The sequence below is a fragment of the Alcaligenes parafaecalis genome, assembly GCF_026344135.1.
Classification (GTDB): domain Bacteria; phylum Pseudomonadota; class Gammaproteobacteria; order Burkholderiales; family Burkholderiaceae_B; genus Alcaligenes; species Alcaligenes parafaecalis.
On sequence record NZ_JAPKNA010000001.1, the window covers coordinates 341,784 to 360,915 of the forward strand.

Sequence of the window (19,132 nt, forward strand, 5' to 3'; positions counted from 1 at the left end):
CCATGAAGGGGCACGCTATGAGCGGTAAGACAGCATCGGCTACATCCACCAGCACAGCAGGTAATACGATAAAAAAACACATCGGCATTGTGCTGTTTGACCAGTTTGAAACTCTCGATGTATTCGGGCCGGTGGAGATGTGGGGTGGGATGCCGGATTACGAGATGGTCATGGTGTCTCAGCAGGGTGGGTTGGTTCGTTCGTCTCAAGGGATAGAAACCCAGACTTCCTATAGTTTCGAGACGGCTTCACAATTCGACATTCTGATGGTTCCCGGCGGTATGGGAACGCGTAGCGAAATCAATAACCCTGCCATGCTGGCCTTCATTCAGAAGCAGGACAAGGCAACGCAGTGGACGGTGTCGGTGTGCACGGGGTCGGCTTTATTGGCCAAGGCGGGTGTTTTGAAGCAGCGCCGGGCTACGTCCAACAAGCTGGCGTTTGATTTTGCGGTGGCTCAGGATGGAGATGTGCTTTGGCAAAAGCAGGCTCGCTGGGTGTTTGATGGCAAGTACGTCACATCCTCGGGTGTGTCAGCGGGGACGGATATGGCCTTGGCTCTGGTCGAGAAGCTGTATAACCGTGAGCAAGCTGAAAGCATTGCGCATTGGACTGAGTATGTCTGGAACAGTGATCCGACGATTGATCCGTTTGTGCGCTAAGGCCGGTGTTTTCTGGGCGTAGTTGTTGGGCGAAAGATTTAGGAGTCGCGGGTCTTAGCGTGGGTAGCTGATTGCAGCTACTGCCATCCGCTTATTTAGTATCCCGACTTGATACGAACCTATTTCCAGCGCTCATTGCGCCAAACCTCTTGTGCCGCAGCCTCCAGAAAAGTCCAGGCTACGAAACGGCTTTGTTTTTGCCCCTGCGTCATTTCTACGGTTTTGACTTTAACCGCCTTGGCCTTTTTTAAGGCATTCAACACACCGGGGACATTTGATGCTTTGGACACCAAGGTGCTGAACCAAAACACTTGTCCGCCTACTGTCACGCTTTCTTCTATCATGCGGCGGATGAAAAGCGCCTCGCCGCCTTCGCACCATAGCTCCGTATTCTGCCCACCAAAGTTCAGCACAGGAGCATTGTGTTTGGGTGCAGCTTTGCCCAAGCCGCGCCATTTACGTTGACTGCCACTTTCTGCTTCTTCCTGCGATGAATGGAAGGGCGGGTTGCACAGCGTCAGGTCAAAGTAGTCATTGGCACCCAGCAGGCCTTTGAAAATATGTCTGGGTGATTTCTGCTGGCGTAACTTGATTGCAGCCGACAAGCCAGGATTCCCATGAATAATGCTTCGTGCAGAAGTCAGTGCATCGGCGTCTATGTCCGATCCTAGAAACTGCCACCCATATTCGGTATTACCAATCAATGGGTAGATAGCATTTGCGCCCACGCCAATATCCAGGACGCGTACTGCCTCATCACGGGGAATAGCTCCCTTATTGCTATTGGCCAGCAGATCGGCCAGATAGTGCACGTAATCTGCCCGACCCGGAATGGGAGGGCACAGGTAATTGGCAGGAATATCCCAATGCTCAATACCGTAAAACGTCTTTAACAGGGCACGATTCAGGGTTTTGACTGCCTTCGGGTCAGCGAAATTGATGCTTTGATCGCCGTATGGATTCAAGGAAACGAACGCGGCCAGTTCGGGCGTCTCTTTGATGAGAGCGTCAAAGTCGTAACGGCCCTGATGGCGGTTACGCGGGTGGAGCTGAGCCGTCGTTTTGTTTGAAGTGGGTAATTCAGAGTTGGAATTACCTGTTTTTGGAGAGGGCATTGATGTCCGAAATTGGCCTGCGTGAATCTGAATTGTGGTGCTAGTGCTTTTTAAAAGCAAAGTGTCAGGACTAAGGAAGGAGTGATGCTTGCTGTACTACGTCGTTCTGCATCGCATCCTTCCCTAGGTTTAATGCTTAGTTCTTGCCTGTGCTGCCGAACCCACCCGTACCACGCTCGGTCTCGGTAGAGAACTCGTTCACAAACTGCAGTGCCACTTGCACCACCGGTTGGAACATTAGTTGGGCGATACGCTCGCCGGGTTGGATCACGTAATCTTGATCGCTGTCGTTGGCCAGAATCACGCCGATTTCGCCGTGGTAGTCGGCATCAATAACACCAATGCCTTGTGCAACACGCACGCCGTGCTTTAGCGACAGGCCGGAGCGCGAGGCGACAATGGCCACCAGGCCCGGGTCCATCATATTGATGGCCAGGCCGGTTTTAACCAGCGTACGGCCGCCTGCGGGCAGGGTAACGGCTTCGCTCAGGCAGGCGCGCAGGTCCATAGCGGCCGAGCCGTCCGTGGCGTAGCTGGGGGCTTCAATGGTCGTGCCCAACAAGTCATTGACGATGCGGGCTTCAATACGACGGTGCATAGACGGTATCCTGAAAAAAAGAGAGGCAGCGCACCAACTTCAGCGCTGCCCATCATCATAAAAGAGAAAAGTGTTAAAGCCGTTGGGCGATGTTTTGTACCAATTGGCGGGCAGCCAGCAGCTTGTCCTGGGCAGGCCATTGCGTGTGACCTTGCTCGTCAAACAGCACCAGTTCGGTATCGTCCGCATTCATGGCGCGTTGGGCCAGATTGGCGACTAGCAGCGGCACGTTTTTACGTTGACGCTTGGCCTGGGCGTGTTCGATCAAGTTGTCTGTCTCGGCAGCAAAGCCTACGCAGTAGGGGGCGTCTTTCAGTGCGGCAACCTCGGCCAGAATGTCGGGGTTGGGGCTGAATTGCAGGTCTGGCGTGGCTTGTTCGGAGGTCTTCTTGATCTTGATGTCGCTGGCATTGCTGACGTACCAGTCGGCCACGGCGGCAACGCTGATGAAGATGTCAGCGTCGTGGACTTGTGACATGACCGTCGCGTGCATTTGACGGGCTGTTTCCACATTGATGCGGCTGACCTGATAGGGGGCATCCAGGGCAACAGGGCCGGAAACCAGCGTGACTTGCGCGCCAGCCTCTTGAGCTGCACGGGCAATGGCATAGCCCATCTTCCCGGAGGATCGGTTGCTGATGACGCGAATCGGGTCGATAGGCTCGCTAGTGGGGCCAGCAGTGATCAGGACTCGTTTACCAGCCAGCAGCTTGGGCTGGAAGAAGGCGGTCAGTTCGGCCAGCAGTTGGGCCGGTTCCAGCATGCGACCATCGCCGGTTTCACCACAAGCCTGGTCGCCGCTGCCGGGGCCCAGAATGTGTACGCCGTCGCGACGCAGTTGTTCGACATTGCGTTGGGTGGCCGGATGCAGCCACATTTCCCGATTCATGGCCGGGGCGATTAACAGGGGGCAATGGCCACGAGCAATACACAAGGTGCTGAGCAAATCGTCGGCCAGACCGTTGGCCAGTTTGGCCATGAAGTTGGTGCTGGCGGGGGCGATCAAAATGGCGTCGGCATCCCGGCTAAGCTGGATGTGGGCCATATTGTTGGGAACACGCGCATCCCACAAGTCGGTGTAGACGGTACGGCCCGACAAGGCCTGAAAGGTGACCGGGCTGATGAAACGGGTGGCCGATTCGGTCATGACCACATCAATCCGGGCACCCAGGTCCTGGCTACGACGCAAAAGCTCGGCAGTTTTATAGGCAGCGATGCCGCCGGTGATGCCAAACACCAGTTTTTTATTGCTAAGCATAGGACATGATCCTTACAGACTTAGGAGCGCTGTCGTTTCTTGTTGCGGCGCATGCGCAGGAATTCGTCCAGTATCAATAAGGCTGCCCCGCAGCTGATCGCCACGTCGGCAATATTGAAGGCCGGAAAGTAGGACTGATTCCAGTAAAACAGCAAGAAATCGACGACGTGCCCGTGCATCAGACGGTCCAGCACATTGCCCACGGCACCACCCAGAATCAGGCTGAGCGACAGGCAAAATAGGGGCTGTTTGGCTGAACGACGCAGCATGACCAGAATCATGATGGTGGCAACCAGGGCAATTGCCACGAAGAACCAGCGCTGCCAACCTTCGCCGCCCGCTAAAAAGCTGAAGGCAGCACCTGGGTTATAGAGCAGGGTGAAGTCAAAAAAGGGCAGTACGTTCCAGCGTTCTTGATAGAACAGGTTCGTGTCGAAATACTGTTTGGTCCATTGGTCCAGGCCGACGATAAACGCGGCCAGACCAATCCAGGCCCAAAACTGCCGCGTGGGCAGTTGGGCCTGGCCGGGGGAAGGGGCCATGTCCTTATCAGGCATGATGGCGCACTTCGCCTTCGCCATACAGATTGTCCTCGCAACGACCACACAGGGTGGGGTGCTCGGCGCTTTGGCCTACGTCAGGGCGGTGGTGCCAGCAGCGCTCGCACTTGGCCTGTTCGCTAGGGGTGACCTCGATACGCAAATCGCCTTCGCCAGCGTGTACATCGGCACGCGAGACGATCAGCATGAAACGCAGGTCCTGACCCAGAGACTGCAGGTATTCCAGATCTTGGCCGCTGGCGTAGACGTCAACTTCGGCAGCCAGGGACGAACCAATCGCCCCGGTGCTGCGTACGTCTTCAATACGGCGCATCACATCAGCGCGGATGGCGCGTAGACGTTGCCACTTGGTGTTCAGTGCGGTCTGTTCACCTTGTTCCGGCAGAACATGGAACAGTTCGGTGAAAATGGTGCCACTGGGCACTGAGCCACCGTTCAAATCGCGCCAGGCTTCTTCGGCCGTAAAGGACAAGATAGGAGCCATCAGCTTGAGCAGGGTTTGCGTTACGTGAAAGAGCGCAGTCTGTGCCGAGCGGCGAGGCAAGCCATCTTTAGCCGTGGTGTACAGACGATCTTTCAGGATATCCAGATAGAACGCGCCCAGGTCTTCGGAGCAGAAAGTCTGCAAGCGAGCCACGATAGGGTGGAACTCGTAGCGCTTGTAGTTTTCCAGCAATTCGGCCTGCATATCGGCGGTCATTTGCAGGGCGTAACGGTCGATCTCGGTCAACTGGTCCAGAGGAACTGCGTGTTGTGCGGGATCGAAGTCGGCCAGATTACCCAGCAGGAACTTCAAAGTGTTGCGGATACGGCGGTAGCCTTCCACCACGCGTTTCAGAATTTCGTCGGACAGGGAGAGCTCACCCGAGTAATCGGTTGAAGCTGCCCAGAGACGAATGATTTCTGCGCCCAAGGTGTCAGCAATCTTCTGCGGCAAGATGGTGTTGCCCAGCGACTTGCTCATCTTGCGGCCGTTGCCGTCAATGATAAAACCGTGTGTCAGCAAAGCTTTGTATGGAGCATGACCATACAGCATGCAGCTTGTCAGCAAGGATGAGTGGAACCAGCCGCGGTGTTGGTCCGAACCTTCCAGGTACAGGTCGGCAGGCCATTGCAGCTTTTCAGCGTGCGAGCCGTGGGTAGTGTGGTCTTTACCACCCAGCACAGTGGCGTGCGTCGTGCCCGAGTCAAACCACACGTCCAGTGTGTCACGGTTCTTCTCGTACAGATCAGCTTCGTCGCCCAAGAGGTCGCGTGGGTCCAGGTTTTGCCAGGCTTCAATACCGCTTTTCTCGATGCGCTCGGCCACTTGCTCCATCAGCTCAGGAGTACGTGGGTGCAGTTCGCCCGTTTCTTTGTGAACGAAGAAGGCCATCGGCACGCCCCATTGACGCTGACGCGACAAGGTCCAGTCGGGGCGGTTGGCGATCATGGCGTGCAGGCGGGCACGACCCCAGGAGGGGTAGAACTCAGTGTTATCAATGGCTTCCAGCGCCATTTCACGCAAGGTACGGCCGCTGCTGTTTTCCTTGTCCATACCGGCAAACCATTGGCTGGTAGCGCGGTAGATGATGGGCGTCTTGTGACGCCAGCAGTGCATGTAGCTGTGCGGGTGCTGTTCGGTTTTCAGCAAGGTGCCGGCGTTTTGCAAGGCTTCCACGATTTGCGGATTGGCCTTCCAGATCATCTGGCCGCCAAACAGGGGCAGATTCTCGGCGTAATGCCCATTGCCCATCACGGGCGTGAGCATGTCGTCGTCCTTCATGCCGTGGGATTTGCAGGAGATAAAGTCTTCAATACCGTAGGCAGGAGCCGAGTGCACCACGCCAGTACCGCTGTCCAGCGTGACGTAGTCGCCCAGGTAGACGGGGGAGCGGCGTTGGTAGCCTGCGTCCACGTGGGCCAGAGGGTGGTTGAATTCGATCAGGTTCAGGGTTTCGCCGGTCGCGGTGGCCACGACCTGGCCGCTCAGACCCCATTGCTCCAGGCAGGATTTTACCAGCTCTTCGGCCACGATCAGCATGGAGCCGGTAGCTCGTGGGCTGTCCAGCTTAACCAGGGCGTAACTGATTTCAGGGTGTACGTTCAGCGCTTGGTTGGCAGGGATGGTCCAGGGGGTGGTGGTCCAGATGACGATGGCGCCATCGTCCACGCTGTCTACGCCAAAGGCGGCAGCCAGCTTGTCTTTTTGCGCGAAGGGAAAGGCCACGTGTACGGACGGGTCGGTGCGATCCGCGTATTCGACTTCGGCTTCTGCCAGGGCGGAACCACAGTCAAAACACCAGTTCACGGGTTTCAGACCACGGAACACAAAGCCCTTTTGCATGATCTTGGACAGCACACGCAGCTCGTCGGCTTCGTTGCTGAAGTTCATGGTTAGGTAGGGGTTCTCCCAGTCGGCCAACACGCCCAGGCGCTTGAAATCCTTGCGCTGGCTGTCGATCTGTTTCAGAGCGTAGGCGCGTGCTTTGGCCTGAACTTCAGCCACAGGCAGGTTCTTGCCATATTTCTTTTCGATCTGAACTTCAATGGGCATGCCGTGGCAGTCCCAGCCGGGCACGTACTGCGCGTCAAAGCCGGCCATATTGCGGCTTTTGACGATGATGTCTTTCAGCGTTTTATTGACCGCATGCCCCATATGGATATCACCATTCGCATAGGGAGGGCCGTCGTGCAAAATAAATTTGGGACGACCGGCACTGGCTTGTCGAATTGCTGCATAGACTTTGTTTTCTTCCCACTGGCTAATCCAGCCCGGCTCACGTTTGGCGAGGTCACCACGCATGGGAAAGGGAGTGTCGGGCAAATTGAGAGAGTTTTTATAGTCCATTTGAAGCAAAGTAGTCGCGAGCGCGTTGTGCATCGTTGTCGATGGCGGCGATCATTGTGATGAGGTCCGGGAATTTTTCTTCGTCCCTGACAAATTCCAGAAATTCTATACGGGCAAGTTTACCGTAAGCATCCAGGCGTTGGTCCAGTAAATGCACCTCTAACAGCAGCCGTCCCTGGTCGATGACGGTTGGGCGTACCCCCAAGGAGGCAATGCCGGGCAGAGCCTGCCCGGTCAGTCCGTGAACTCGAACCACATACACGCCGGAACGGGCGGCACAGTGTTCGGGGACCCGCACGTTCAGGGTCGGGTAGCCAATGTCCCGGCCCAGCTTCTGGCCATGAATGACATGGCCACTAATATGAAAGGGTTTGCCCAGCAGCGCACGGGCGCGGTCCAACTGGCCAACGGCCAGGGCGGTGCGTACTTCCGAGCTGGAAATGCGACGGCCATCGGCATCGGCCACATCGTGCAGGGTCTCGACGCTGAAGCCGTGGCGCTTGCCCGCTTCGCGCAGCATTTCGATGTCGCCCGCGCGTTTATGGCCGTAGCGGAAATCTTCGCCCACCAGCAACCAGCCGGTGTTCAGACCCTGGACCAGAATTTCGTCAATAAAGGTGGCGGCGGACATATCGGCCATGGCCTGATTGAAGCGAGCCAGATAAATTTGTTCAATGCCACACTGGTGCAGGGCTTCGACCTTGTCGCGCAGGCCGCTGATCTGCGTGGGGATCAGTTCGGGCCGTTGGCCGCGCTGCGCAAAAAAGGCGCGTGGGTGTGGCGTGAAGGTCATCACACAGGAGCTAAGGTCTTGCTGGCGCGCAACTTCATTGACGCGATGCAAGATGGCCTGGTGGCCCAAATGCACCCCATCAAAATTGCCAATCGTGACAGCGCTGCGGGCCGTGCTGTTGCGCCGCGGCAGAGAGCGATAGAGTTTTAGATCAGATTTCACAAGCGAGAGTTTACAATTTTGGATTCGTTATTTCTCGGGAAACAGGATTTTGACCGATTCCACCGTACCTTGTCGCCTTGTTGTGCTTATTTCAGGCCGGGGCTCCAATCTGCAGGCCATTAGCGAACTGATCAAGACAGCGGGCTTAAATGGCCGTATCGAGGCGGCCATCTCTAACAAGGGCGATGCGCCCGGACTGGAATGGGCGCAGCAGGAAGGGCTGCCTACCGAGACAGTTTCGCATCGCGAATTTGCAACACGTGAAGCCTTTGACCAGGCTTTGGCACACGTGATCGACCGCTACCAGCCAGATTATGTTCTACTTGCGGGATTCATGCGCATCCTGAGCAGCGATTTTGTTCAGCACTATGCAGGCAAGCTCATCAATATACACCCATCCTTGCTTCCTAGCTTTCCCGGTTTGAATACCCATCAACAGGCACTTGACGCGGGCGTACAGTTTCACGGCTGTTCCGTGCACTTCGTGACCCCTGTGCTGGACGATGGCCCCATCATTGCCCAAAGCATCGTGCCTGTGTTGCACGACGATGATGCACAAACATTGGCAGGACGCGTTCTGGCAACCGAACATCATGTCTATACCGAGGCCGTACGCTGGCTGATCGAGGGACGGGTGCGTTTGCAGGCTGATGGCCGTGTCGAGGTTGCCGGACTTGCGCATCGCGGCTTTTATTTCCCCGCCTGATTGAGCGGGCTATTTGGAATTTTTGAATATTCATGTCTGATCACCAACAATCCCGCGGTCGCTCGGACCGCAAGCGCCCGTCCTCGTCTGCTCAACGTAACGAGTCCGGAGCGCGTGGTCGCCCCTATGCAGCACGCCGCGACAAGCCCTCGGGCCCACCCGAGCCGGGAGCGATGGCACAGCGCCGTCTGGAGCAGGTCTCCAGCGCCCTGGGTGAAGTTTTGCAGTGGAAGCACCCTGCCGACCTGGCGTTGACTCGCTGGGCGCGTACACGCCCCAAAATGGGCTCGCGTGACCGTGCCGAGATCCGTGAATCCGTGTTTGATGTACTGCGTCACCTGCGTCAGTACCGTAACTGGGCGGAAAGTGGCGTAGGCCCGTCCACCCGTCGTCTGGCCATTCTGGGCCTGTCTACCGCAATCGGTCAGGAATCTTTGTCTTTGGGGCTGACTGAAGAAGAGCGCCAGTGGCTGGGCCATATCCGCGCCTTGAATGTGGATGGTCTGCCTGTTGGCGTGCGCCTGAGCCTGCCCGAGTGGCTGGAAGAGCGTCTGAAAGAGATCCCCGATTCCTACAAGCTGATGGCCGCCATGAACGAGCAGGCCTTGCTGGATCTGCGCGTCAACCCCATGAAGGCCGAGCGTGATACGGTGTTGCGCCAGTTGCAAAATGGCCCTATGGCGCGTTTCAAACCGGTTGCCATGCCGTTTTCGCCTTGGGGTATTCGTATTGAAGGCCGCCCATCTGTCGCAGTATGGCCACAGTATGAAAAAGGCGAGCTGGAAATTCAGGAAGAGGGCAGCCAACTGCTGACCGCCTTGCTGGAGCCACGCCGTGGCGAGATGGTTATTGATTACTGCGCCGGTGCAGGTGGAAAAACTTTGCTGCTGGGTGCTCTGATGCGCTCTACAGGCCGTCTCTACGCCTTTGACGTGTCGGCTACCCGTTTGAGCAAGGCCAAGCCACGCTTTGCGCGTGCCGGTCTGTCCAATGTGGTGCCTGTCGTGATTCAGGGCGAGGGCGACCAGCGTGTTCGCCGCCTGCATGGCAAGGCCCAGCGTGTTCTGGTTGATGCACCTTGCAGCGGTTTGGGAACTTTACGTCGAAATCCTGATCTTAAGTGGCGTCAACACCCACAAGCCTTAGAGCAGTACACTCAGATGCAGGCCGAAATTCTTGAGCAGGCCGCAGCATGTGTCGCACCAGGCGGTCGTCTGGTTTATGCAACGTGCAGTTTCTTGCCTGAAGAAAACGAGCATCAAGTGCAGGCATTCTTGGACAAACACCCCGAGTTCCGACTGCTGGACGCCCGGGAAATCTTGAAGGACAAATGTCCGGCTCTCGCGCTAGAAGGGCCTTACCTGAATCTGCGCACAGACCGTCACCAGACCGACTGTTTTTTCGGTGCGGCACTGGAACGAATCACTGAAAGTGCTTGATTTAAAGCAAGTTCGTCCTTAAATAATGTTAATGTTAACCAGTTGGGTGGGATACACTTTTCCGGTTTCCCTTAACAAAGTTCAGGTCTAAAAGGGTCTATGCAATCGTTTCTCTCTTATCTCGCCGATGGATGGCTGCAACTGTCTTGGTGGCAGTTCGTCCTTGTCGTTTTAGCACTGACACATGTCACTATTGTGGCAGTGACCGTCTTTCTACACCGTAGTCAGGCGCACCGTGGGCTGGATCTTCATCCGGCCGTCATGCATTTTTTCCGCTTCTGGCTCTGGATGACCACCGGTATGGTCACCAAAGAGTGGGTGGCTATTCACCGTAAACACCACGCCAAGTGCGAACGTGAAGGTGATCCTCACTCTCCCGTGGTCTTTGGTCTTGGTCAGGTGTTTTTCCGTGGTGCAGAACTGTACCGTAAGGAAGCCACCAACCCTGAAACTTTGAAGCGTTTCGGTCACGGCACCCCCGATGACTGGCTTGAGCGCAACCTGTACAGCAAATACAGCATGCTGGGCATCATCATCATGCTGGGTATTGACCTGTTCCTGTTCGGCCTGTTGGGCCTGACGGTCTGGGCTATCCAGATGGCCTGGATTCCTTTCTGGGCTGCCGGTGTGGTGAACGGTTTGGGTCACGCCATTGGCTACCGTAACTTTGCCAGCCCTGATACCAGCACCAACGTGTTCCCTTGGGGGATCATCATTGGTGGTGAAGAGCTGCACAATAATCACCACGCTTACGGTACCTCGGCCAAATTCTCCAGCAAATGGTACGAATTTGACTTGGGCTGGTGCTACATCACCGTGCTGAAAGCGTTGGGTCTGGCCAAGGTCAAGAAGGTCGCTCCCAAGCTGCGTCTTGAACCCAGCGTGCCTTCCAATGCCCCTATTGATGGCATCAGCCTGGCGACGTTGCAAGGTGTGATTACCCACCGCTACGAAATCCTGGCTCGTTACGCCGACATCATCAAGACGACTGCGTCTGAAGAGATTGCCCGTCTGAAGCCACAGGTGAACAAAGACAATCCGAATTGCTCTTGGTCCCTGCTGGAAAGCTGCAACGACTGGATCGGTCGCGGCGACGATGTACTGGCACCCGAGCAGCGCGCTGAACTGGAAACTGTGGCGGCTGGCGACTCTCGCCTGTCCATCCTGGTTCGCATGCAGCGTGAACTGGCTGGTATCTGGGAAAGCTCCAGCGCTTCCAGCGAGCAGTTGCTGTCTGACCTGCGCACCTGGTGCCAGCGTGCTCAGCAAAGTGGTATTGAAAGTCTTGAGCAGTTCGCCTTGCGTCTGCGCCGCTACGCGGCATGATGGATCGCTTAAACCCGGAACAGCGAGCCGCCGTTACTCTACCCTCTGGCCATGCCCTGGTGCTGGCCGGAGCCGGTAGCGGAAAAACCAGCGTACTGACCTCCCGAATGGCCTGGTTAATCCAGACTGGGCAGGTCAGCCCTCACGGACTGGCCGCTGTTACCTTCACCAATAAAGCCGCGCGCGAAATGCTGACGCGGCTTACTTCTTTATTGCCTATCGATACCCGCGGAATGTGGGTCGGGACCTTTCACGGCCTGTGTAATCGCTTGCTGCGCATGCATTACCGGGATGCGGGCCTGGTGCAGACTTTCCAGATTCTGGACACGGCCGATCAGTTGGCTTCCATCAAGCGTTTGGTCAAGGCCAATAATATTGATGACGAGAAATTTCCTCCCAAGGAAATTCAGAAGTTCATCAATGCTTGCAAGGAAGACGGCCAGCGTCCCGGAGACCTGGAGGCGCACGACCCTCACCGCCGTCGCCTGATCGAGCTCTATCAGCTTTATCAAGAGCAATGCGAACGCGAAGGTGTGGTGGACTTTGGCGAACTGCTGCTGCGTGCCTACGAGCTGCTGTCCCGCAATGCACCGATTCGCGAGCATTATCAACGTCGCTTCAAACACATTCTGGTGGACGAGTTTCAGGACACCAACGTGCTGCAGTATCGCTGGTTGCGTCTTTTGGCGGGTGATCAGGCCAGCATGTTTGCCGTGGGCGATGACGACCAGTCCATCTATGCGTTCCGTGGTGCGAATGTGGGCAATATGGCCGACTTCGAGCGCGACTACGCCCGTGGCAATGTGATCCGTCTGGAACAGAATTACCGCTCCTGCGGCCATATTCTGGATTCGGCCAATGCACTGATCGAGAACAATAGTGGTCGTCTGGGCAAGAATCTGTGGACTGACAGTGGCGAAGGCGAACTGGTGCGCATTAGCGAGCTGGCTTCGGATGCCCTGGAAGCGCAGTGGATTGTGGATGAAGTCCGCGCCCTGATTGCTGAAGGCAAGCCTCGTCGCGAGATTGCCATTCTGTATCGCAGCAACGCCCAGTCCCGGGTGATCGAGCACAGACTGTTTTCCCAAGGCCTGCCCTACAAAGTGTATGGCGGCCACCGCTTCTTCGAGCGTCAGGAAATCAAGCACGTACTGGCTTATCTGCGTTTGATGGATAACGCGGACGACGATACGGCCTTTCTGCGCGTCGTGAACTTCCCGACACGCGGTATTGGTGCTCGTTCGGTGGAGCAGTTGGCTGATCTGGCGCGAGAACGAGGTACCAGCCTGTTACGGGCGATTCCTTACCTGCAAGGACGTGCGGCGGCCAGTTTGATGCGCTTTGCCAATCTGATTCAGGATATGGCCAGCCAGGCTCAGATTCTGTCGTTGCCGGAACTGATTGAGCATGTGGTCCACGACAGTACCTTGCTGGCCCATTACCAGGCCGACCGCGAAGGTGCCGAGCGGCTGGAAAACTTGCAGGAACTGGTTAACGCGGCCACGGTGTTTGCGGGCGAAGAAGGTTTTGCCGAATTACCTGCAGGCCGAGTACCTGAAGCCGTGGCGGGCGAGTCCGAACAGGCCATGCAGAACCCGGATCAACCGACGGCGTCTGTGTTGGCTCCCATGTCTCCTTTGGGTTCTTTCCTGACGCATGCTTCGCTGGAAGCCGGGGATAACCAGGCTCAGGCAGGGCAGGACGCCATTCAGTTGATGACGATTCACGCGGCCAAAGGGCTTGAGTTTGATGCAGTCTTCATTACGGGCTTGGAAGAGGGCTTGTTCCCGCACGAGAACAGCTTGTTCGATCCGGGCGGTATCGAGGAAGAGCGCCGTTTGATGTATGTGGCGATTACGCGGGCACGCCAGCGCTTGTACATTACCTTGGCGCAAAGCCGCATGTTGCATGGTCAGAGTCGTTACGCCATGCGCTCGCGCTTTCTGGATGAACTGCCTGAACAGCACATCAAATGGTTGTCGGCTCGTTACACCAGCGCACCCATGCAGTCAGAAGCCAGCTCGGGTGCATTTCGTCGCGGCCAAAGCTGGGAGTCCAAGGACAAAAGCTATTCGGCTCAACCGTATGGTGGCCGCAGTCACACCAGCGTGCTGGAAGTGAATGGCCAGACTTTCCGCGTGGGGCAGGGTGTGCATCACAACCGTTTCGGTGAAGGCACTATTGTTAACTTGACTGGCCAGGGTGACGATGCCCAGGCCTTGATTCAGTTCCGCGAGGTTGGAAGCAAGACCTTGGCGTTGGCAATTGCCAAGCTGGATCCTGTTAGCTAATCGCTCACTAGCCGCTGAATCAGCCCAAGATAGTTTGAAAGCCCCCGGAGATTTCCGGGGGCTTTTTTCATGGCTAAAGCAAAAGGGGGTTGAGTGTTCTCTCAACGGCGTCATCCTTCCAAACAGGGTTATTCAGCTTGGAAATCTCATGAGAAAAATTTCAAACAGACTGGGGTTTGGACAAGTCTCTCGTCCATAAAAATACACACTTATCGTCGTTAAGGCTCTTCTTCCTCCGTTGGGACAGGGAAAAAGCATGTTTTATTTCTTGTCTTGGAAAAAATGGAATATGTGCTTGAAGCCTTGTTTCATGCGGTTTTTCATCGTATGTAATCCATCTTTAAATCTCTATATAAGCGTTATATATAAGGGTTATATATTCTAGTTATAAAGCGGGTGCCCCCATAAAATCGAAGCCTAAATTAATTACAGATAACAAACACACATGGAGGCGATCATGGAACCTAGCAATCTCTCACGACGTCGTATGCTCTTGTCGACGGGCGGAGTCATGGCTCTGGCCGGTACCGCAAGCCTGACACCTTTGTCTGCCGCCCTGGCTCAGGAAAAGGCAAAAACGCAGGCTAAAGCCTTGCCTGCCTATGCATCCTGGAAACATGCCGACAGCTTGATCGTGCACAGTGCCAACACCATTGAAACCAAACGCAGTGCTTTTGGCTCCGGATTGATCACACCGCTGGATCGCTTGTTCGTACGCAATAACGTCGCTCCTCCTTCCGAGGATATCGTGGCGGATCCGGATGCCTGGACGTTGTCGATCAAGGGGGTCAAGAACCCCAAAGATATGACGGTGGCTGAGCTGAAACGCTTGGGCCTGGTAGCAGTGCCTATGGTGCTGCAGTGCTCGGGTAATGGTCGTGCCTACTTCCCTGAAAAACCCAGCGGTACCAAATGGACCGTGGGTGCAGCAGGCTGTATCGTGTTTTCGGGTGTGCCTGTCAAGGCTGTTCTGGAAGCAATGGGTGGCATGGAAGCCGGTGCCAAATACATGACGGGCACGGGTGGCGAGGCGGTTCCAGAGGGTCTGGACCCCAATACCATCATGGTGGAGCGCTCTTTGCCGCTGGAAGCCATTGATGATGCGATCCTGGCCTGGGAAATCAACGGTCAGCCGATTCCTTTGGCCCACGGTGGTCCTTTGCGTTTGATCGTTCCCGGTTACACCGGCGTGAACAACGTCAAATACATCAAGCAACTGGCTTTCACTAAAGAGCAGTCGGCTGCCAGCATTCAGCAAAACAGCTACCGCATGACGCCGATGGGCGAAAAGACCAATGTGAATCAGGAGTCGGTGTGGGAAATGCCGGTTAAGTCCTGGATCACCAGCCCGAACGGCGAACCTGGCGAGGATCTGAAAGCAGGTCGTGTGCAGATCCAGGGCCTGGCCTTTGGTGGCATGTCGGCTGCCAAAGAAGTCGAAGTGTCAGTGGACGGCGGCAAAAACTGGGTCAAGGCTAATTTTGTGGGCCCGGATCTGGGTAAATACGCCTGGCGTCAATTCGTAGTGGGTATGGATCTGAAGCCAGGCCAATACGAAATCGCCAGCCGTGCGACCAGCGAAGCGGGCACGGTTCAGCCTGAAGAGCGTGTCGCCAATAGCCACGGCTATTTGAACAATAGCTGGCGTGATCACATGTTGCCGGTCACGGTTGTTTAAGCATTGAATGCTGTAACCGCCCCACAGCGTCGGGGCGGGTTCGGAAGGAAATCATGAAGAAATACTTAGCTGTAGCTGCTGCCTGTTTGTTTGTTGTTGGGGGTCAGGCACAAGCTGATGAGCAGGGCAAAACCTTGTTTACCAGCAGTGCCAAACCGATTGCCTGTGCGGTCTGTCATACCCTGGCCGATGCCGGTTCTGCCGGTGCCATTGGCCCTGATCTGGATGAACTGCAACCGTCCAAAGAACAGATCCTGAAGGTCATGAAAGAAGGTATGGGTGCCATGCCTTCCTTTGCACAGACCTTAAGTGACGAAGAGCGTGATGCCGTCGCTACTTATGTCAGCTCTGTAGCGGGTCAGTAAGCCCCACGTTTACTGTCTTGGTCAGAGTAAAGCCGCCTTACCCATTTCCCTCCTGATCAGGAGCTGGAAATTCGGTAGGCGGCTTTTTGTTGGCGTTGTGGTGCAGGATGCGGGCAGGGCGGCCTTGCTCATCCAGCCAGATTTGCCCCAGCCCTGAACCATTCCAGACGCGTTCCCCCTGTTTGCGCTGATCGGGCAGGCGTGGGTTGATGCTCAAGTCCCGTCTTTGCGTAAACCAGTTCAAGGGCGAGCGTGGGGAGTAGAGCCAGCGGTTCAGACGATCCAGCCAATTCAACAGCCCTTCCGGAAATTCATTCTTGATACCGCTGCTGGTAACTTGCCAGATATGGGGGATATGCCCGCTATGGCGTACTTGCACATCGTAGACAAAGGAATAGTGCACATCACCGGACAGAATGACGTAGTTGCCAGGCGTACGTGAATGTCGAAAGATGTTCAGCATGGTGTTGGCAGCACCACGGTGCGCCATCCAGTTCTCTGCATCCACGGTCAGCGCAAAGCCTGCATAAGTGCAGATGCTTTGTATCACTTCGATCAGCTTGACCCCAAACATGGGGGTGGGCGACACAATGATGGCCGCACGCTCATCCAATAACTCATGCTGCAGTTCGGTCAAGGATTCCCAGTCCATCAGCCCGGAAGGGCGATTGGGCAAGCGGCGCTTGTGCCAGCGGCGTGTGCGTGTATCCAGCACGATCAGAGTAGGCTGGGTGCGCAGCACGTAGTCCCATTGGCGAAAGTCCAGCAGCTCCTTGATTAGCATGTCCTGCGCTTCATGCTCAAGACGGTGATGCTGATCTGGTTTGCCGGTCCAGGTGGTGACGGTATCCAGTACAGACTCAAAAACCTCGGGCCGGTTGCCCCAGCCCTGGCACAACATATAGGCGATCAAGGCATTGCCGACAATCTGCCGTGAGAAAGGATGGCCATAGGCAATGCTTTCCCATTTGGCGGACAGATTCCAGTCGTCGGTGATGTCGTGATCATCGAAAATCATCAGGGTCTGGACATGGGCCAGAAGGCGGGCGGCTTGGGGCAGATCCTGACGAAAGCCTGCCAGGGCACTGGCCTCGCGCAGCCAGCGTTGCTGGTGTTGGGGCTCCAGCTTGGGGGCTTCTGGCTCGGGGATAATCTGCCAGGCAATCGGCGACCAGACCAGCAGATACATGGCCAGCACTTCGGACAAGGTCACCAAGTGGTTATGGGCATTGGCCGTGGTGAAAATTGGTTTTTCCACACCACCAAAAAAGCGTTCGCGCAGGGCTTCGTTAGACTTGAAGGCGGGCAGCAGATCGGCGCGTCGGTAATAGCTGGCAGGATGGCGGTAAAGCGATTCGCTGTCCGATACCACCGCTCCTTCCAGATACTCCCCAAACAGCCCCAGGCGTTCAATCAAGGCATGAATAGCCGCTAGCATGGGACCGGCGACATCGTCGGCATAAACCTGGTCGCCGCAGAGCATGAGCAAAGCAGGCCGGGCATCGGCTTGAGTAATGTGCTCACTCAATACCGTGTCCGCCTGGGCCAGACCGTCGCGGGCCGGGTGATGAGGTTTGCGGCAAGAACCAAACATCAGATTATCGGCACGGCTGGCCAGGACCAGACTGGGCCGGGACTGACCCGTGTGCAATAAATGAGGGGCCCAATCTGCAATTCCTTGCTCGGCGCCAGAGTCTGTTCTGGTGATCAGATCGTAGTGAATGAGGGTGTCGCTGGGTAGGGCAGTGGGGAGTGACACATCAATAAGGTGGATGTGCGCGTGCGTGCCTATCGGTATGATGCGGCACTGTTCCGTATTCAGGGTGATCCGTTGGGGAGCCGCGCCTTCGGGCTCCAACAGCAGGTCCAGAGAGAGCGCCGAACTGCCGACCAGCCATAAAACCAGACGTTGGGCGTCGAGGCGACGCAAAATAGGGCCTGCTAATACAGGGGGCAAGCTGGGGGAGACGGGGGAGAGATTCAAACGGATGACAGTCAAAATCAGAAAAAATAATAGACAGCGTAGCAGGTATAAAGTTGCAGTCCTGATGCTGTAATCCTGTACTTTTGCCCTATATCTTGTCTTGTTCCTGACTCTGGGTCTACTTTTGTGCGTGTTCTTGTTCTGTATTCATGCGTCAGCACCGGGGTTTGCCACAGATATAGGGCTCCAGACTTGCTCAACAGAATCACAAAGGGCCATCTGATGAGAGATGGCCCTTCGCATTACTTGTCGCCGCCAAGAGGTGACGTCTGACGATTTAGCTGTTTTCAACTTCCGGGCTGGCTTCCAGAAAGGCAGTGACCTGCTCGTCCAGATCGTCCTCATGTACAACGCGTACTGGAAAACCAAACTTCTCGCTCAAGGGAGCGACAAAGGCATTCAGGGAAAAGGCCATCAAGGCATTGCTCACGACCACCAGGCTGGCGGCACAGGAGGTGCTCAGGCGGCTGCGATTGTCCTTGATCCACTGCGAGAACTCCTCCTTGTCCGAACCTTCCTCTGCACCGGGCAGCTCGCGGGTCAGCAAGACAAAGCGTTGACCTTGATCCAGCAAGGCTTCCAGTTCTTCTTTCCAGTTGGACGGAGAGCTGTTCGAGATCCAGATTCGGGGGAATTCTTGTGTGGCAATGTGCATGTGCAGGTCCTGAGAGTGTCTGTTTATGTTTTGTTTTGAATGCGCCGTTTTGTACCATCAATCATCAGGTTCAGGCCAGTGATAAAACGGCTCGAAAAGTCATCGGAGAAAATTGCCTCGCGAGCCTGCCAGTTGTTGGGGTATTTTTCTTGGGCTAATTCTAAAAAAGCCTGTTTGCGTAAAGACAGGTCCAATGTGCTGCCAGGTCCCAAGGCCTGTTCTTCCATGACAAAACCCAGAATGTAGTAGAGCAGGCTAAAGCTGCCGTCAACAGCAAATTGGCTGTCTGCACCTGCCTGTATGAAAGCGGACAAAAAGGCTTCGCTGGTGCGCAGCACATTGTCGGTGACCACGTAGGTACCCGCAAAGACTCGGGCTCCGTCGCGTCTTTGCAAGAGGGCCTGCCGAAACTCCAGGGCTAAGTGCCTGAGTTGATCTTCCCAGGCCTGATCGCCTGGGCAATCTCGCGCCACGTTTTCTACCAGGGCGTCGGCCATGCCATCAATCAAAGTCTGCTTGGCATTGAAATGCCAGTACAGCGATGGGGCCTGGATATTCAGGGCCTGGGCCAGTTTGCGCAGAGTCAGTCCCTCCAAGCCCTCTTGATCCAGCAAGTCCAGCGCTGTCTGGATGATGTGTTCGCGCTGAATACGGGGCGCTTTCGTTGCCATGTTTTCTCGGATATTTTCAACCTAACGATGTTAGTGTAT

At 55.8% G+C, this 19,132-nt stretch carries 16 protein-coding genes; 7 read left to right on the forward strand and 9 right to left on the reverse strand.

Going from position 1 to position 19,132, the window contains the following annotated elements; all coding sequences use genetic code 11:
- Window positions 1–17 precede the first annotated feature (17 nt).
- Window positions 18–662, forward strand: a complete 645-nt coding sequence (locus OSH09_RS01600; RefSeq protein ID WP_266119936.1) for a DJ-1/PfpI family protein — start codon at window positions 18–20, stop codon at window positions 660–662.
- Between the two features lie 119 nt (window positions 663–781).
- On the opposite strand, the gene rlmF is transcribed toward OSH09_RS01600, so the two are convergent.
- From rlmF to OSH09_RS01630, 6 genes are all read right to left on the reverse strand, one after another.
- Window positions 782–1,777: a 23S rRNA (adenine(1618)-N(6))-methyltransferase RlmF gene (rlmF, locus tag OSH09_RS01605; RefSeq protein WP_266119937.1), complete on the reverse strand. Its 996-nt coding sequence runs from the start codon at window positions 1,775–1,777 to the stop codon at window positions 782–784.
- A gap of 136 nt (window positions 1,778–1,913) precedes the next feature.
- Window positions 1,914–2,375 (reverse strand): dUTP diphosphatase, encoded by a 462-nt coding sequence (gene dut / locus OSH09_RS01610; protein ID WP_042487854.1) that lies wholly within the window; start codon window positions 2,373–2,375, stop codon window positions 1,914–1,916.
- Between the two features lie 73 nt (window positions 2,376–2,448).
- Window positions 2,449–3,633: a bifunctional phosphopantothenoylcysteine decarboxylase/phosphopantothenate--cysteine ligase CoaBC gene (gene coaBC / locus OSH09_RS01615; protein ID WP_266119938.1), complete on the reverse strand. Its 1,185-nt coding sequence runs from the start codon at window positions 3,631–3,633 to the stop codon at window positions 2,449–2,451.
- A gap of 20 nt (window positions 3,634–3,653) precedes the next feature.
- On the reverse strand, window positions 3,654–4,190 hold the full coding sequence (lspA, locus tag OSH09_RS01620; RefSeq protein WP_376912144.1) for a signal peptidase II: 537 nt from the start codon (window positions 4,188–4,190) through the stop codon (window positions 3,654–3,656).
- Entirely contained in the window at window positions 4,183–7,023 is a 2,841-nt protein-coding gene (gene ileS / locus OSH09_RS01625; protein WP_266119939.1) for an isoleucine--tRNA ligase, read from the reverse strand. The genes lspA and ileS overlap by 8 nt, the downstream gene beginning before the upstream one ends.
- Window positions 7,013–7,978 (reverse strand): bifunctional riboflavin kinase/FAD synthetase, encoded by a 966-nt coding sequence (locus tag OSH09_RS01630; protein WP_042487846.1) that lies wholly within the window; start codon window positions 7,976–7,978, stop codon window positions 7,013–7,015. Before OSH09_RS01630 ends, ileS begins: the two co-directional genes overlap by 11 nt.
- Before the next feature lie 49 nt (window positions 7,979–8,027).
- Here OSH09_RS01630 and purN point away from each other — a divergent pair, with 49 nt between their 5' ends.
- The 6 genes from purN (at window position 8,028) to sorU (ending at window position 15,783) form a co-directional block, all read left to right on the forward strand.
- Complete coding sequence (gene purN, locus OSH09_RS01635) at window positions 8,028–8,684, forward strand: phosphoribosylglycinamide formyltransferase (protein ID WP_266119940.1); 657 nt, start codon at window positions 8,028–8,030, stop codon at window positions 8,682–8,684.
- A 173-nt stretch (window positions 8,685–8,857) separates the two neighbouring features.
- Window positions 8,858–10,123 carry an RsmB/NOP family class I SAM-dependent RNA methyltransferase gene (locus OSH09_RS01640; RefSeq protein ID WP_243430325.1) on the forward strand — a complete coding sequence of 422 codons (1,266 nt, stop codon included), beginning with the start codon at window positions 8,858–8,860 and terminating at the stop codon, window positions 10,121–10,123.
- 99 nt (window positions 10,124–10,222) lie between these two features.
- Window positions 10,223–11,449 (forward strand): DesA family fatty acid desaturase, encoded by a 1,227-nt coding sequence (locus tag OSH09_RS01645; protein ID WP_207873990.1) that lies wholly within the window; start codon window positions 10,223–10,225, stop codon window positions 11,447–11,449.
- Window positions 11,446–13,740, forward strand: a complete 2,295-nt coding sequence (locus tag OSH09_RS01650) for a UvrD-helicase domain-containing protein (RefSeq protein ID WP_266119941.1) — start codon at window positions 11,446–11,448, stop codon at window positions 13,738–13,740. Before OSH09_RS01645 ends, OSH09_RS01650 begins: the two co-directional genes overlap by 4 nt.
- Window positions 13,741–14,197: 457 nt before the next feature.
- A complete protein-coding gene (sorT, locus tag OSH09_RS01655) occupies window positions 14,198–15,418 on the forward strand; it encodes a SorT family sulfite dehydrogenase catalytic subunit (RefSeq protein WP_266119942.1) in 1,221 nt (406 codons plus the stop codon).
- 53 nt (window positions 15,419–15,471) lie between these two features.
- The gene (gene sorU / locus OSH09_RS01660) at window positions 15,472–15,783 is read left to right on the forward strand and encodes a SorU family sulfite dehydrogenase c-type cytochrome subunit (protein WP_207873993.1); all 312 of its coding nucleotides are present in this window, start codon (window positions 15,472–15,474) and stop codon (window positions 15,781–15,783) included.
- A 37-nt stretch (window positions 15,784–15,820) separates the two neighbouring features.
- Here the strand turns inward: sorU and OSH09_RS01665 are convergent, their stop codons facing one another.
- The 3 genes from OSH09_RS01665 to OSH09_RS01675 all read right to left on the reverse strand — a co-directional run bounded on the left by OSH09_RS01665 (window position 15,821) and on the right by OSH09_RS01675 (window position 19,093).
- The gene (locus OSH09_RS01665; protein ID WP_266119943.1) at window positions 15,821–17,713 is read right to left on the reverse strand and encodes an alkaline phosphatase D family protein; all 1,893 of its coding nucleotides are present in this window, start codon (window positions 17,711–17,713) and stop codon (window positions 15,821–15,823) included.
- 331 nt (window positions 17,714–18,044) lie between these two features.
- Window positions 18,045–18,422 carry a hypothetical protein gene (locus tag OSH09_RS01670; protein ID WP_222668392.1) on the reverse strand — a complete coding sequence of 126 codons (378 nt, stop codon included), beginning with the start codon at window positions 18,420–18,422 and terminating at the stop codon, window positions 18,045–18,047.
- Window positions 18,423–18,445: 23 nt separating this feature from the next.
- Complete coding sequence (locus OSH09_RS01675; RefSeq protein WP_266119944.1) at window positions 18,446–19,093, reverse strand: TetR/AcrR family transcriptional regulator C-terminal domain-containing protein; 648 nt, start codon at window positions 19,091–19,093, stop codon at window positions 18,446–18,448.
- Between the last annotated feature and the right edge of the window lie 39 nt (window positions 19,094–19,132).

Bases quoted from the DNA above. Each gene is read 5' to 3' on its own strand.
- OSH09_RS01600 (WP_266119936.1), top strand. From the start codon at position 18: ATGAGCGGTAAGACAGCATCGGCTACATCCACCAGCACAGCAGGTAAT.
- rlmF (WP_266119937.1), bottom strand. From the start codon at position 1,777: ATGCCCTCTCCAAAAACAGGTAATTCCAACTCTGAATTACCCACTTCA.
- dut (WP_042487854.1), bottom strand. From the start codon at position 2,375: ATGCACCGTCGTATTGAAGCCCGCATCGTCAATGACTTGTTGGGCACG.
- coaBC (WP_266119938.1), bottom strand. From the start codon at position 3,633: ATGCTTAGCAATAAAAAACTGGTGTTTGGCATCACCGGCGGCATCGCT.
- lspA (WP_376912144.1), bottom strand. From the start codon at position 4,190: ATGCCTGATAAGGACATGGCCCCTTCCCCCGGCCAGGCCCAACTGCCC.
- ileS (WP_266119939.1), bottom strand. From the start codon at position 7,023: ATGGACTATAAAAACTCTCTCAATTTGCCCGACACTCCCTTTCCCATG.
- OSH09_RS01640 (WP_243430325.1), top strand. From the start codon at position 8,858: ATGGCACAGCGCCGTCTGGAGCAGGTCTCCAGCGCCCTGGGTGAAGTT.
- OSH09_RS01645 (WP_207873990.1), top strand. From the start codon at position 10,223: ATGCAATCGTTTCTCTCTTATCTCGCCGATGGATGGCTGCAACTGTCT.
- OSH09_RS01650 (WP_266119941.1), top strand. From the start codon at position 11,446: ATGATGGATCGCTTAAACCCGGAACAGCGAGCCGCCGTTACTCTACCC.
- sorT (WP_266119942.1), top strand. From the start codon at position 14,198: ATGGAACCTAGCAATCTCTCACGACGTCGTATGCTCTTGTCGACGGGC.
- sorU (WP_207873993.1), top strand. From the start codon at position 15,472: ATGAAGAAATACTTAGCTGTAGCTGCTGCCTGTTTGTTTGTTGTTGGG.
- OSH09_RS01670 (WP_222668392.1), bottom strand. From the start codon at position 18,422: ATGCACATTGCCACACAAGAATTCCCCCGAATCTGGATCTCGAACAGC.
- OSH09_RS01675 (WP_266119944.1), bottom strand. From the start codon at position 19,093: ATGGCAACGAAAGCGCCCCGTATTCAGCGCGAACACATCATCCAGACA.